Here is a 14,450-nt window from a genome sequence, read left to right as displayed (position 1 = left end):
AATTAAAAGAGCATGAAAACAATTAAATATTATATATTTTCATTATTTATATTACTAGGAACGGCATCTTGTAGTGACTTCCTGGATAAAACTCCTACAGAGCTAACTCCTGAGGTGTATTTCAACAATGACGAAGAAGTAGAGCTATTCTTAATAGGAGTATATAGCCCGCTAATGCAAGAATATTTTTATGGTAATAATTACGCATATACTCTTGCCGGAGGTGATGACTTAGGGTTTTATCAACGTTCAACTCCAGTATCTGGAGGTAGTATGCTATGTGCTAATGCAAGTAGTACTACAACAGATATTTCTAACTATTGGCGAGTATTGTATGATGGCATCAATCGTGCAAATATGTTATTAGAAGGCCTGGAAAATAACAATAATATAACAGAGGCTTCTTCTAAAAACTTCCGTGCTGAGGCTTTGTTTCTACGAGCATTCTACTATTTCAATTTAGTTCAAGGGTGGGGTGATGTACCATTTCGCCTACATAGTGTGAAGAGTGCTTCTGATGCATATATGCCTAAAACTGATAAGCAAGAAATTTATGACAAAATAATTAGTGATATTAAAGAGGCTTTGCCAAATCTTCCGAAATTTACAAAAGGAGATAGCTCTTCTTCTGTTACTCAGTCTGCAGCTCAAGGTATTCTAGCTCGTATCTATATGTTTAGAGCAGGAGAGCACTTTAGAGATAAAAAAGCTCCGGATGCTGATAAAGTAAAAGAATATTGGGAACAAGTACGTTATTGGTCAAATGAAGTAATCCAAAGTAATATTCACAGCTTATCTCCATCATTCAGCAGAGTATTTCTTGATTATGCTGAAGATAAATACAATACTGGGGCAAATGAAACTATTTGGGAAGTAGTAATGGCTGGAAACCGTATTTCTTCGCTAGAGTATAGTGCTGGTCGTATCGGTAATACTATAGGTTTTGGTTCGAAGAATGATTATTCTGCAATACCATCTATTAAAGATGATACCGGTATGAAAAACCCAGGATATAGCTATCGTTTTATATATGGAACAACTAAGCTATTCAAAATGTATCAAGATGAAGAAGATACAGAAAGAGGTGATTGGAGTATTGCTCCGTATGAATATACACTAGGGACAGATGCTAACAAATTAGTTATAGGTCGTGAGTATTTTTATGGAAAAAGACCTGCAGGCGAAACTGAAGTCGATGGAATGCCATCAACTGAGTTAGCGGCAGATAAGAGTAAGAGTGAAACAAGAAGTGCCGCTAAATATCGTCGTGAGCACGAAAAAGTAACACCTAAAAATAAAAACTATACTCCGATCAATTTCCCTATCTTGCGTTATAGTGATGTGTTACTGATGTATGCTGAAGCTGAAAACGAATTGAATGGACCAACAAATGCAGAATGGGCTTTGAATACTGTTAGAGAACGTGCAAAAATAGCTCCTAAAACAGGCTTAGATAAAGTCGCATTCAGAGAAGCAATTAAAAACGAGCGTGCTATGGAATTATGTTTCGAAGGTATCCGTCGTTGGGACTTGATTCGTTGGGGTGAATTCTACAAAACAATGCGTGCTATGATTCCATTAACCGCAGAAGCAAATTGGGGCTCTTATCCAGAAGCAGCAGCAGAATATTATAAAGTAACTGAAGCTTATGTTTATTTCCCTATACCTGATACCGAGATTTCTGGTAATCCAATAGCTCAAAATCCAGGTTGGTAATATCTAATACGTTAAACAAAAAATAAAATAGCAAATATGCGAAATAATATATTTTCATTATTAGCAGTATTCACACTTATAGCTTTCGCTAGTTGTAATGATGAGCTAGATAAAAAAGTGAGTATGGATGTGACTGCAACTGCTGAAAATGCAGAGATGGATGGCAATACACTAGTTGTTGAGAAAGGAAGAATGGTAACATTCAATATTTCTGGTAATCCTGATTTCATAACTTTCTTCAGTGGAGAGAGTGGACATGAGTATGAAAAACGTAATTTGACTGAAACTCCAATCGAAGAGATTGGAGATTCAAGATTGGAATTTTTCACTAAAACTCAGTATGGTTCAGCACTTACAGTTCCAGAATCTTTCAAGGTTTATGTATCAACAACATTCGAAGGACTGTATAAAAATGATAAAGTCAAAGATTCTACAATTGTTGCCAATGCTTTAGCAGATGGTACATGGATCGATATTACAGATCAATGTGAGATTCCTCAAGCAGCAGGGAAAACTTCGGATACTATAAGCGTTTCGATGACAGAGTATCTGGGGAAAAGATTTGCGATTGCATTTAAATACGAACCTCTAGATAATTCGGCTGCTCAGCCAAGATGGGAGGTACACAATCTTAAAATTGTAAATACAAGCAAAGAAACGGGCGAAGAACTTGGATTTGTTGGAGCTTCCAACTTTGGCTTTACTCCTTTAAATATGTTTGCTACAACAAATGATGATGCATATAAGACTGTTACGAATAATACAGAAGGTGTTTGGAATCTGAATAATCTTCAAGGTAATTCACCATATATGTTCGTGCATTCTTCGGGTGCAGGTAAAGATCTTAAACACGTTTGGCTTATTTCTAGTGCAGTTGTGATTAATGGTCGTCAACCAGATGCTGGTGTTGGTATCAAAACAATATCAAATAATCCAGTAACTAATTATAGTCATACTTACGAGAAAGCTGGTGAATATACCGTAACCTTCATTGCTAAGAATGCGAATTTCGAAAACACATCTGAAGTGAAAAAGGAATTAAAAATAAAAGTAATAGAGTAAAACGTTAAACATGAATTTGAAAAAGACAGGCAAAACTATAGCCAATCTGGGAATCGCTCTTATGCTGTTTTCGTGCGCGGGACATCCTCCTCAAGCGGAAAAAGATATCTGTGAAATTATAGACGAGACTGTAAAGGTTGCTGAGCAACAAATAGGTTTTCAGACAAAGCTCATCGAGGAATCTGGTAAAATACTGAATCCAAGAACAACTTTTAATAACAGTATCGAATATATACCAAAAGATGATTGGACTAGCGGATTCTTTCCGGGAACAATGTGGTATATGTATGACTTGACCGGTGACCAAAAATGGATAGATCTTGGAATTAAATATACTGAAGATCTGGATACGATTAAACACCTGAAATGGCATCACGATATAGGTTTTATGATCAATTGTAGTTATGGTAATGCTTTGCGTGTAACTAAAAATGAAGCTTATAAAGATGTAATGGTTGAAGCTGCAAAATCTTTGGCAACTCGTTTCCGTGAAGTTTCTGGTGTATTCCAGTCTTGGGATGAAGATCGTGGATGGCAAGGAGAACGTGGATGGATGTGTCCAGTTATCATCGATAATATGATGAATCTAGAACTTATGTTCGAAGCTTCTGTTATCTCAGGAGATGACACTTATCGTAATATGGCTATCAGTCATGCTGATACGACAATGAAATATCAATATCGTGCAGATAATAGTTGCTATCATGTTGTAGATTACGATAAAGTAAACGGAGGTGTTCGTGGCCTTTATACAGCTCAAGGATATGCAGATGAGTCGGCTTGGGCTCGTGGACAAGCATGGGGCTTATACGGATATGCTACATGTTACAGATATACGAAAGATGAGAAATATCTGGAGATGGCAAAGAAAATTTATGACTTCATTTTCAATCATCCAAATATGCCAGAAGATTTAATCCCTTATTGGGATATGGATGTGCCAGAAATCCCTAATACCCCGCGTGATGTGTCTGCTGCTTCTGTAACAGCTTCAGCGCTGTATGAACTGAGCGAATTTATACCTGAGTATAAAGAAACTGCAGATAAAATTGTACGTTCTCTATCTAGTGATCGATACAGAGCAATTGTTGGTACTAATGGTAATTTCTTATTGATGCACTCGGTAGGAAGTATACCTCACCATAATGAGATCGATGTTCCTTTAAACTATGCTGACTACTATTTCTTAGAAGCTTTGGCTAGAAAAAGGACATTAGATTGTATCAAATAATAAAACATTTTGATAAGGAGCTTTGCATGAGCAGGGCTCCTTATTTCTTTTAGAACTCTTAAGTTTTTAACTAAAAACCTAACAATATGAGAAAAACATTACTCTTAAGTTTGTTTCTATGTTTGGGCTATATTTTGAATGCCCAAACAAACCTCATTCAAAATCCGGGATTTGAAGATACTAGTGTAACTTACAAATCGCAAACTACAAACCTTAAGACAGGTGAAAACCCAAACACGTGGGTACATCTTCTTAAAGCTCCGGCTAGTAACGCGGGCTCTTTATCAATCGTTTCAGATGATAAGTATGCTGGAGAAAATTCATTGAAACTCCAACTAGAGAAAATTAATGCTCGTTATAATTTTTATATAGCTTATGAACTAACAGATGTTAAACCAGCTAAATATACTTATAGTTTCTACGCTAAGACAAATCTTACAGATTCTATAAACTTTAGAGTCGAAGCTTATGCTGTAGGGCAAACTAATGTTGAAATAAATAGTTCTCCCATATATTTGATTGGAGGAACTGTCAAAGGTGCGACAGAAACGGCGAAAAATCAATGGAAGAAATATACTTTTACGATAGATGCTAGTTCATATTCTGAAGCTGAACTCAAACACGTTAATCTGGTAATTAGACCTAATTGCTTAGCAAATGATAATATCGTAAATAAGCCAACTACTTATTGGTTAGATAACTTTGAATTTGTAGCTGAAAATTCAGTTGTAGAACCTGAAGTTTCTCAATATCCTCGTTTTGCGGCAATTTCAGATATTCATATTGGACGTAGTGGTTGGGAAACAAAAGTTACTAAGACTTTAAACATACTTAAGAATCAAACTCAAAAACTAGATGCTATCTTTATTGTTGGAGATATTACAGAGAATGGTAAGGAATCAGAATTCCAACAAGTAAAAGAAACAATTTCAAATATTGTACCAGCTGATATTCCTGTATATTATAATCTGGGTAATCATGACTGGTGGCAAAATAAACACGGAGAAACAAGAACTGGAGCTGAATTATTTACTTCAATTATTGGCCAAGACGTAAATCAATACATCGAAATAAAAGGATATCCATTTATTTTGATCAGTATGGAAAATCAATCTCAAGCTACAGCTTATCAAGCTGCAACAAGAACTTTCTTAACCGAAAAACTACAAAAGGCAGCAGCAGATTATCCAGGTAAGCCAATTTTTGTATTCCAACACGTACCTAATAGTGGAACAGTATATGGTTCATACGAAATAGGAGGTGGAGATGCATGGGGTACAGCTACCGTTGAAGATATTTTATCTAAATATCCTCAAGTGATAACTTTTTCTGGGCACTCTCACTACTTTTTAGCTGACGAACGTTCAATTCATCAAGATAAATATACTTCAGTTAATGATGGAAGTATAGCATATGCTGAAATTGAAAATGGATTAGAAGGAGGAAGCCGTCCTACTGATAGTGAGAAAATTCAAGAAGGTGTAATCGTTTCACTTGATGATAACAATGATGTAACGGTAAAACGCATTGACTTTTATAATGATAGAGAGATTAAACAACCATGGGTTGTAAAAGCTCCACACGATGGATCAGTATTCACCTATAAGAATCGTACAGGAGGTGAAAAACCTACTTTTGATTCAGGTGCAAAAGTTACGCTGGGATTAGTTACAGATGTATCAGTACAAGTAACTTTCCCTATTGCTAAAGATGATGATGATGTTCAACAATACAGAGTTGAGGTTTTAGATGCTGATAAAAATGTTTTGGACAAGCCTAAATTTAAAATCTTGTCAAAGTTCTACTTATATGGTAACACTGAGACATCTTTCAAATTAGATATAGCAGATCTAAAACAAGATACAGAGTATTATATTCAAGTTACGGCATTGGATGCTTTTGGGCAAGAATCAGCACCTGCTTTATTAAGTGATAAATTTAGAACTGATGCATATATTCCACAAGAAGTTGAAGCTCCGAAAGCTAATCTTATTGATGTTAAATTTGCTACAGATACAACTCTGAATGTAGTTGAAGGAACTTCTCTTATTGTAGAGAAAGGTCCAACTGCACCGACTGTTAAATATGATGCAGATATCAAACAATATGTAAGTTCTTTTGCAGGTTCATCGGCCGGTAATACTACTTATTATAAGATAGATTATAAAAACAATGATGACTTTAAGACTAAAGTTGCTGCAGGATTTACATTCGAAGTATATAGCCGTACTAAAGGTAAAGGAGCAATTAGTTCGGTAAGTTCACTTCAATCTGGAGGTATTGGTCTTGAGCAAGTAAAAGATGGAGGTGCGACTCAACTTTGGATGGGTAAGAATCCTTCAGGAAATGAAATTATAGGTCTTAAATCAACATATAGTGCTACAGATTATTATCATATTGTTGCTACTTTCGATGGCACGAATGTGAATGTATATTATAATGGAGAACCAGGTGGTTCTGCTACTCTACCAAACGGTATGCGCTTCTCTGCAACTGCAGCTGCACAATGGTTTGCTATTGGTGGTGATGCTAGTGCTAAAGAAGAAGTACAAGGTGTTTTTGAGGGTGAAGTAGCATTGTTTAGAATGTATGACAGAGCTATCAGCCGCGATGAAATCAATGCACTATACAAACAATTGAATAGCCGTAAGGACATCAAGGTATTTGATGACCTAAATAATATGATAGAGAATATTCTTCCTGCATATATTGCTGGATTAGCAGAAGGAACAGCTTCCTCTGCTGAAGCAACGTTGGCAGAAGGTAAAGCGCTTATGGCATCTTATGCAACTACTGAGAAACAAGTTGAAGATTACATGGCTCGTGCGAATACCTTGACTGGTGCGCCTACTATTGTTTATGGGGAAAATTTGATTTTGAATCCTAATTTTGAGCTATCTACTAATATACCTGAGAAAATTACAGTAAACCCAGCGGTTGGAGAGTTTCCTGATAAATGGAATTTAACCGTAGCTGGAGATGTTTCTGATGGAGAGGTAGAAGTTATATCAGGTAATGCTCAAGATTTAGAAAAATCAATGCAACTTTCAGCTAAAGCTATTGATTATCGCTATCGTTTTTATTTATCATATGACATGATAAATGTAACTCCGGGTGTATATAAATATAGTTTTTATGCGAAGGCTGATAAAGCTAATGTACCTTTCAGAGTTGAAGTAATAGCTTATGATGGTGATAAGACAGAACGTAATCTAGTAGGAACAACTGTACCTGTAGACGGAGTTTATCCTCCTATTTCATCAAGCAATCTTGGCGTTGCCGAGGTTACATCTGCAGAATATCGCAAATATACTTACACTATTGACGCTAGTAAATTAACTGCAGATCAGTTACAGCAAGTAAGACTATATATCAGACCAAACTGTCAACAAGGAGGAGGACTTAATAAAACAGATCTGCCAATTAATTATTACTTTGATAACTTTGAATTCTCTGAAGAAATGGAGAAAAAAGATATCGAGACTATCGTTCTTGGAGAAAAATTAGTAGCAGGTCTTCAACTTACAGAAGGAGATCCTGATTATAGTATAGTTGCTCCAATGCACTTTACACTAGAGCCTAAAGGTGCTGTGAAAGAAGAAGTGGTTTATACTGTAGCTGATACAAATATCATAGAGATTGTTGATGGAGTAATAAAAGTAAAAGCTATTGGTTCTACAACTGTTGTTCTGTCATCGTCGAAAGATGCTAATATCAAGAGCGAACCATTTACAGTAACTGTAAAAAGATCTGGTGATGAACCGAACTTATTGGGAATTACTTTAGACAGTAAGCTAACAAAAGGCTTGAACTTTATTCTTGGAGATCCAGATTATAGCCTTGTTGAACCAATGCTATTTACTCTTAATCCAGCTGATTACCCAATGAGTGATATTACTTATTCTTCTTCTAATGAGGATGTAGCAGTCGTAAAAGATGGCGTTATTCAGTTAGGAACAGTAGTCGGAACGACAGAGATTACTATCTCTTCGAATCTGAAACCATCGATTAAAGCTACTTTCAATGTAACGTTAGCTAAATCTAAAGATGTATCGTTTGCTTCAGTAACTGTAAACGGAAACGATTGGTCAGATCTAAGTAAAGTATATGCATTAGAATGTGGAGAGTCAAAATATTTGACTATTAATGTCGAGACAAATCATCCTGATGCTACAGTAGATCTAGGAAATTCATTTGGCGTTCAATTGCGCGATCTGGCTTTTGCCACTCCTAATGAAGTTCGATTCGTAATAACTGCAGCAGATGGTGTCACTACGAAAGCATACAACTTACAAGTGATTAATAACAATTATGCGTTTGAAGATGTCGTTCATCAAAAATTCAATAGCCGTTTGATTGTAAATAATAACAAAACGACTAACGGAGGTTATACATTTAAGAAATATTATTGGATCGTAGATGGTGTTGAAACAGAAGGAACTCAGATTTATTCAACAGGCAATGATAAGCTTTCAACAACTGCTACATACGCAGCTCGTTTGATTACGACAAATAATGAAGAGATGAATGTTTGTCCTGCTCAGATAACTTTAACTGCAGCAACTTCTATCGAAGTTTATCCTAATCCGGTAGTAGCATCTAATACGATTAATATTCAAGTAAATAATGCAACACCAGATGTGAACTTAAACAACTCTAAAGTTGAAATTTATAGTCTGTCAGGTAATCTAGTTACTAGTACTAAACTAGCAGGTGATGTAACTTCGATAAATGCACCGAGTCAATCTGGTATGTACGTTGTTAAAGTTGTATGCGACGAATTGGTACGTGAATTCAAAATCAATGTAAAATAAATGGATATTAATTTAAATGAAATAACCATGAAAAATATAAAGAAATATTTAGCAACAGCAGCTTTAGCACTTGTTTTTACAAGTGCTATGGCTCAGGATAATAAGCACGAAATATCAGTATCAGTCGGTGGTGGAACGGCAGGTTTCAATCCTAAAATGATAAGTAAAGGTGTACTTGATATCAAAAAAGATAATGGAAATGGAGTAAACTTCGGAGTAGGCTATGCTTATAACTTTAGCGAGTCATTTGCTTTGGTGTCGGGTATTCATATTGATATGTTCAAATCTGAATTCAAATTGAATGAATTCGGAGGAAACTACATGAGTGTTGATAGCGAAAATGATGGATTCTTGTTACAATATTCGGCAAACGGATATAAAGAAGAAATAAAAGCTACTTATCTTAATATCCCTTTGATGGCCCGTTATACATACAATCTAAATGATTCATGGGGCTTGTTTGTATCGGGTGGTGCTAAAATAGGATTTATACTAAGTTCTAAGTATAACAACAAACTCGAGTCGGTTACTGCTCAAGGAGCTTATGTACAGTGGGGTAATGGCTCAGATATTCCTACCATTGATGATATAGAACTTGAAGGTTTTGGTACTTTCAAAGGTCTTTCATCGAGTGATGATCTTGACTTAAAAACTAAATTTACGGCAGCTGCTGAAATCGGAGCTCGTTATAAAATAAATACTAAATACAGTATCTACTTTGGTGGTTATATTGATTATACCCTTAATAATATTAGAGGTAGTGAAGCCAAAGATCTGATTCAGTATGATGGTTACGAAAGTCAAAAAATTAATATCAACAGTATGGCTGAGTCTTTATACAAAGATGAGTATCAATTAGTCTCAGCAAAAGCAGTTAGTAAGCTAAAACCTCTAAGCTTAGGCATAAAGGTTCAATTTGCATTTGGTTTATAGGTCTTGGGGAAAGTTGTACTGCTGGCAATAATTATTTTGTCAGCAGTACTTTTTATTTGTATGCAAATATCACTATGAAAAACTAATCTAATTATTATGAGAAAATTTTTATTAGCCTTCCTTTTTTTAGCTATTAGCAGTGTATTTAACCTACATGCTGCAGATAAAATTGATGATATAATGAATACCATACGAAGTAGAAATGAATCGGGAGTATCATCAGCCTCGTTACAAACAAAAGTAGCTTCTTATCTAACAAGCTTCAATTCAACTACAGGAGAATTTAACGATATCGATTATACTAGTACAGCCACAACCAATTGGGCACCAGTAACACATTTAGATCGTATTGCTATTTTCGCTTTAGCTTATACTAAATCAGGAAATAGTTATTATCAGGATACAAACTTATACAATAATATTATACAAGCATTAGAATTTTGGAATGCGGCACATCCTACTAGTACAAACTGGTGGAATATTAAAATCCTAGTGCCTAAAACTCTTGGGGTAATATTAATTCAGATGCGCTATGGACAAAATAAAGTGTCAGCAGATTTAGAAAATAGACTGATGGCTCAGATGGAAGCTGATTATACAGTTGGACCTAATACGCTAGAAAATCAGGAAGGTGCAAATCTTACTGATTTAGCTACTGGTTTCTTTTATCGTGCTTGCCTCAGAAAAGATGAAACAGCATTAAATTCGGCATTAGAAAATGCTTTCAAACCATTGACTATTGCCTCTGTTGGACAAGAGGGTATTCAGTACGATAACTCATATACGCAACATGGCCCTCAATTATATATTGGAGGTTATAGCGAAGAGTTAATTAAAGGTATAATAAATTTTGCATTGAATGTTGCAGGAACAGAGTACGCTTTAGGAGGGGAGAAACTAGCGACATTAAGCAACTACGTTCGCAATACATACTTGAAAGCTTTACGTGGACAATATATACACTATAATGCGATGGGGCGTAGTGTGAGCCGCAACGGAGCTACATTGAAGCAAAGTTTTGCTACTAATATTAACCATATGGCTACGATTGATCCCGCAAACGCTGCAGAATATAATCTAGCAGTGAAAAGAATGAGAGGTACAGAAAGTGCGTCCTCGGGAATTCAACCGATAAATATTCTATATCCTATATCAGATTATGTTCTGCATATCCGTCCGGCATATACTTTCAGTGTACGTGCAGTATCGGATCGTACAGCGTATATAGAAAGAGGAAACGGAGAGAATCTCAAATCATATTTTATGACTTTTGGTAGTACTGCTCTTACATGCAGTGGTGATGAATATACCAATATCTTTCCGGCTTGGGATTGGACTAGAATACCAGGAACTACCAATATGCAAACAGCAACAATACCTCAAAGAGCTCAGTGGGGAGTAAAAGGTATTAGTAAATTTGTCGGAGGTGCGTCTGATAGTTTATATGCTGTAACAACATATATGCACAAAGATGTAACTAATGGAAGTACGACATCTGCAAATAAATCGTGGTTCTTTTTCGACGATGAAATTGTTTGTCTTGGCTCAGGTATAACAACAGACTATACAGGAGGAATAACTACTAGTATAGAACAATCTTTGAAGAAAGGAGATATCACGGTATCCAATGGAGATGTAGAAACTGTATTGTCCGAAGGTTTAGTTCAGTATAAGGATAATATAAGCTGGATACACCATAATAATGTAGGGTATTTCTTCCCTAAAGGAGGAGATGTTCGTATAGATAATGGATCGAAAACTGGAAGTTGGAATGAAATCAATACAACACAAACTGCAGGAGATATAACAAAAGATGTATTTAGTACTTTTTTCTATCATGGTGCCACTCCTCAGAATGAAAGCTATGCATACATAATTGTACCAAATAAAAAGACTCCTGTTGAAGTTGCAGCATACAATACTGAGAATATCGAAATTTTAGAGAATAATGCAAGTATGCAAGTCGTTCATCATAAAACTCTGGATATTTGGCAAATGGTGTTTTTCGAAGCTGGTACATTTACTAGCCAAGAATTGTCGGTATCAGTAGATAAAGCATGTGTTTTGATGCTAAAAGATATAAAAACTCCTAAAGCAATAATGCATATTGCAGATCCAGCACAAAGTAAGTCAGTTATTACAGTGAAAACTAAGGTGTCGAGCATTTCATCCGAATGGGTAGAAACTATATGTAATTTCGCAGGATTAAGTGATGAAGAAGCTGGTTTTACTAAGAAATATATAATTAAAGGTCCAAAACCTACTTTATATACTCGCGAGTCTGGACTAACGGCAGATACATATGTTCAAGGAGGTAGCAGCGCTGATCTAAATTATGGAAGTGTTGATAATATACTGATTAAGAAAGGTACTGGAGCCTACGATAGAGCTGGATATATAAAAATGTCATTGCAGGACATGACTAATTTAACTAATCCTAGACAAGAAGAAGTAGGAAAAGTAGAGTTGGCTTTGATAATTACTTATACAAATTCTACGGCTGATCAGGTTGATTGGATACTTAATTCGATAGACGATACTACATGGGATGAAGGTGAATTGACTTATGCGAATAAACCTACAAATAGCGAGGATGTTGTAGCTGCTGTCAAAGGACGTTTAAAACAAAGTACTATTGCTGATAATACTGTTTACTTCAATATTACAGAATATGCAAAAGCGCAGCTTGCAGAGGGTAAGACAAATATAGCATTTCGTTTGTATAATGCAGATGTAACAGTCGGTAGTCATGATACTAAATTTGCGACAAAGGAACATGCGAATACAGCAATGCAACCTCGAGTGATCACAAGTATTGTCGAAAGAGATCCGGCTCCTGAATACTCGTTAACCGTACCTTCATTGACTGGAGCAACGATTAATTTACCAGAAGGTGGAGAAAGTATTATTGAAGGTGATAAATTATCTTTTTCTTTAGTATTGGATACATTATACTCAGGATCAAAGCCGATTGTTAAAGCTAATGATATAGAACTGCCTCATATTTCTATTGATGAAGATGGTTTGACCTATAGATATGAGATAGCAACTGTAACCCGAAATATTGTACTATCAGTCGAAGGATTGAAAAAAAATCCGGTCGTATTATATACACGTCAGTCAGTGATAACCGGAGATACTTATGTACAAAACGGTGCAGCCAATCAGGATAAGAATTTTGGAAGTGCAGTAGATATGTTGATCAAGATGGACGGTGTTGGCTATAACAGAGAAGGCTTTGTGAAAATGTCTTTAGCGGATATGGATAATTTAGTTGATCCGACGAAAGAAGAAGTTGGAAAAGTTGAATTATCATTAGTAACTACTTACACTAATGCAGGAGCCGATCAGGTGCTTTGGGTTCTAAACCCCATAGAAGATACCGAATGGAATGAAATGCAGGTCACTGCAGCTAATAAACCAGTACATCAAGAAGTGGTAGTAAGTTCTTTACAAGGTGCGCTCAAAGGTTCGGTTGCGAATGACAGATTCTATTTCGATATTACGGAATATGCAAAAGAACAATATGCTAAAGGAAAAACAGATATTTCATTCCGAATATATAATGATACTAAAGCTCCAGATAATAAACACGATGCTAAGTTTGGATCTAAAGAAAACGTTGCAGCAAAACATCCTATGATAATAACTACCATCATAGAGAAAGCTCCTGCAGTTGAATATTTAGTGAATATTCCGGCTCTTACCGGAGCAGCATTTGATTGGCCTGTTGGTGTTCAATCAGTTGAAGAAGGAACTAAGTTTAACTTTTCATTGACACTGGATGCTGATTATTCGACTTCAGTTCCAGCAGTAACAGCAAATGGAGTAGAATTGAAACATATTTCTGTGGATACAGATGGAGTTACTTATCGATACGAAATTGAAAAGATAAAAGAAGATATTAACATCTCGGTAACTGGGCTAGTTATGCATAATTGTCGATTAACGTCGTTATTTATTAATGGAGAAGAACATGATGTAAATGAAGCTTATATAGTTCCTTGTAATCAAAATATACAACAATTGACTATTGAGTTCAAAGTCGCAGAGGATGTTTACTTGGATGTAGATAAAGTTTTGAAAATAGATGTTAGTTCGCCTTCTAAGCAAGAGGTTAAATTTAAGGTTGGAGCTTCGGCTAATGATATAAAGAAAGAATATTCTCTTACGATTAAGAAAAAGTTTGATTTTGAAGATATCATTGTTCAAAAATACAACAGCCGTCTAATTGTAAATAACAATAAAGATACTAATGGAGGTTATACTTTCAGAAAGTATTATTGGGTTGTTGACGGAAATGAGACTGAGGGAACTCAGATATATTCATCAACTGATGAGAAATTGTCAACAATATCGGAATATTCAGCGAGATTGATCACAACAAATAATGACGAACTGGATGTTTGTCCTTCAACATTAAATCTGGATGGGGAGATAGCAATTAATGTATATCCTAATCCTGTATATACAGGTCAAGCAATAAATATAGAAGCTAATTTAGAAGGCGAGTTTGAAAGTATAAAAGCCGATATATATTCTATAACTGGATCATTAGTAAAGTCATACAAACTAAATAATCTTAATAGTCAGATAATAGCACCATTAGTAAAAGGTATGTATGTATTATATATTTATAATGGTAAGATAAAACGAGAATTTAAGTTGCAAGTAAATTAGTTATCTTTATAGCC

The 14,450-nt window shown here is 35.5% G+C and carries 6 protein-coding genes; all 6 read left to right on the top strand.

The genetic code is table 11. The annotated features are described in order from the left end of the window. Positions 1 to 12 precede the first annotated feature (12 nt). Positions 13 to 1,716 (top strand): RagB/SusD family nutrient uptake outer membrane protein, encoded by a 1,704-nt coding sequence (locus C1A06_RS14505; protein WP_101690866.1) that lies wholly within the window; start codon positions 13 to 15, stop codon positions 1,714 to 1,716. 36 nt (positions 1,717 to 1,752) lie between these two features. Beyond that, on the top strand, positions 1,753 to 2,778 hold the full coding sequence (locus tag C1A06_RS14500; RefSeq protein ID WP_101690865.1) for a DUF5017 domain-containing protein: 1,026 nt from the start codon (positions 1,753 to 1,755) through the stop codon (positions 2,776 to 2,778). Positions 2,779 to 2,788: 10 nt separating this feature from the next. Next, the gene (locus C1A06_RS14495; RefSeq protein WP_101690864.1) at positions 2,789 to 4,009 is read left to right on the top strand and encodes a glycoside hydrolase family 88 protein; all 1,221 of its coding nucleotides are present in this window, start codon (positions 2,789 to 2,791) and stop codon (positions 4,007 to 4,009) included. Positions 4,010 to 4,095: 86 nt separating this feature from the next. Then, complete coding sequence (locus C1A06_RS14490; RefSeq protein WP_101690863.1) at positions 4,096 to 8,823, top strand: LamG-like jellyroll fold domain-containing protein; 4,728 nt, start codon at positions 4,096 to 4,098, stop codon at positions 8,821 to 8,823. A 27-nt stretch (positions 8,824 to 8,850) separates the two neighbouring features. After that, a complete protein-coding gene (locus C1A06_RS14485) occupies positions 8,851 to 9,756 on the top strand; it encodes a porin family protein (RefSeq protein ID WP_159461428.1) in 906 nt (301 codons plus the stop codon). 96 nt (positions 9,757 to 9,852) lie between these two features. Then, positions 9,853 to 14,436, top strand: coding sequence for a polysaccharide lyase family 8 super-sandwich domain-containing protein (locus C1A06_RS14480; protein WP_101690861.1), 4,584 nt, complete (start codon positions 9,853 to 9,855; stop codon positions 14,434 to 14,436). Positions 14,437 to 14,450 lie beyond the last annotated feature (14 nt).

The sequence above is a fragment of the Dysgonomonas massiliensis genome (assembly GCF_900240225.1).
Taxonomy (GTDB): domain Bacteria; phylum Bacteroidota; class Bacteroidia; order Bacteroidales; family Dysgonomonadaceae; genus Dysgonomonas; species Dysgonomonas massiliensis.
Note: the sequence above shows the minus strand (reverse complement) of the source record. Positions and strands in the feature narration are given on the sequence as shown.

Coding starts and splice junctions, on each gene's coding strand:
- C1A06_RS14500 (WP_101690865.1), top strand. CDS start 1,753: ATGCGAAATAATATATTTTCATTATTAGCAGTATTCACACTTATAGCT.
- C1A06_RS14485 (WP_159461428.1), top strand. CDS start 8,851: ATGAAAAATATAAAGAAATATTTAGCAACAGCAGCTTTAGCACTTGTT.
- C1A06_RS14505 (WP_101690866.1), top strand. CDS start 13: ATGAAAACAATTAAATATTATATATTTTCATTATTTATATTACTAGGA.
- C1A06_RS14490 (WP_101690863.1), top strand. CDS start 4,096: ATGAGAAAAACATTACTCTTAAGTTTGTTTCTATGTTTGGGCTATATT.
- C1A06_RS14480 (WP_101690861.1), top strand. CDS start 9,853: ATGAGAAAATTTTTATTAGCCTTCCTTTTTTTAGCTATTAGCAGTGTA.
- C1A06_RS14495 (WP_101690864.1), top strand. CDS start 2,789: ATGAATTTGAAAAAGACAGGCAAAACTATAGCCAATCTGGGAATCGCT.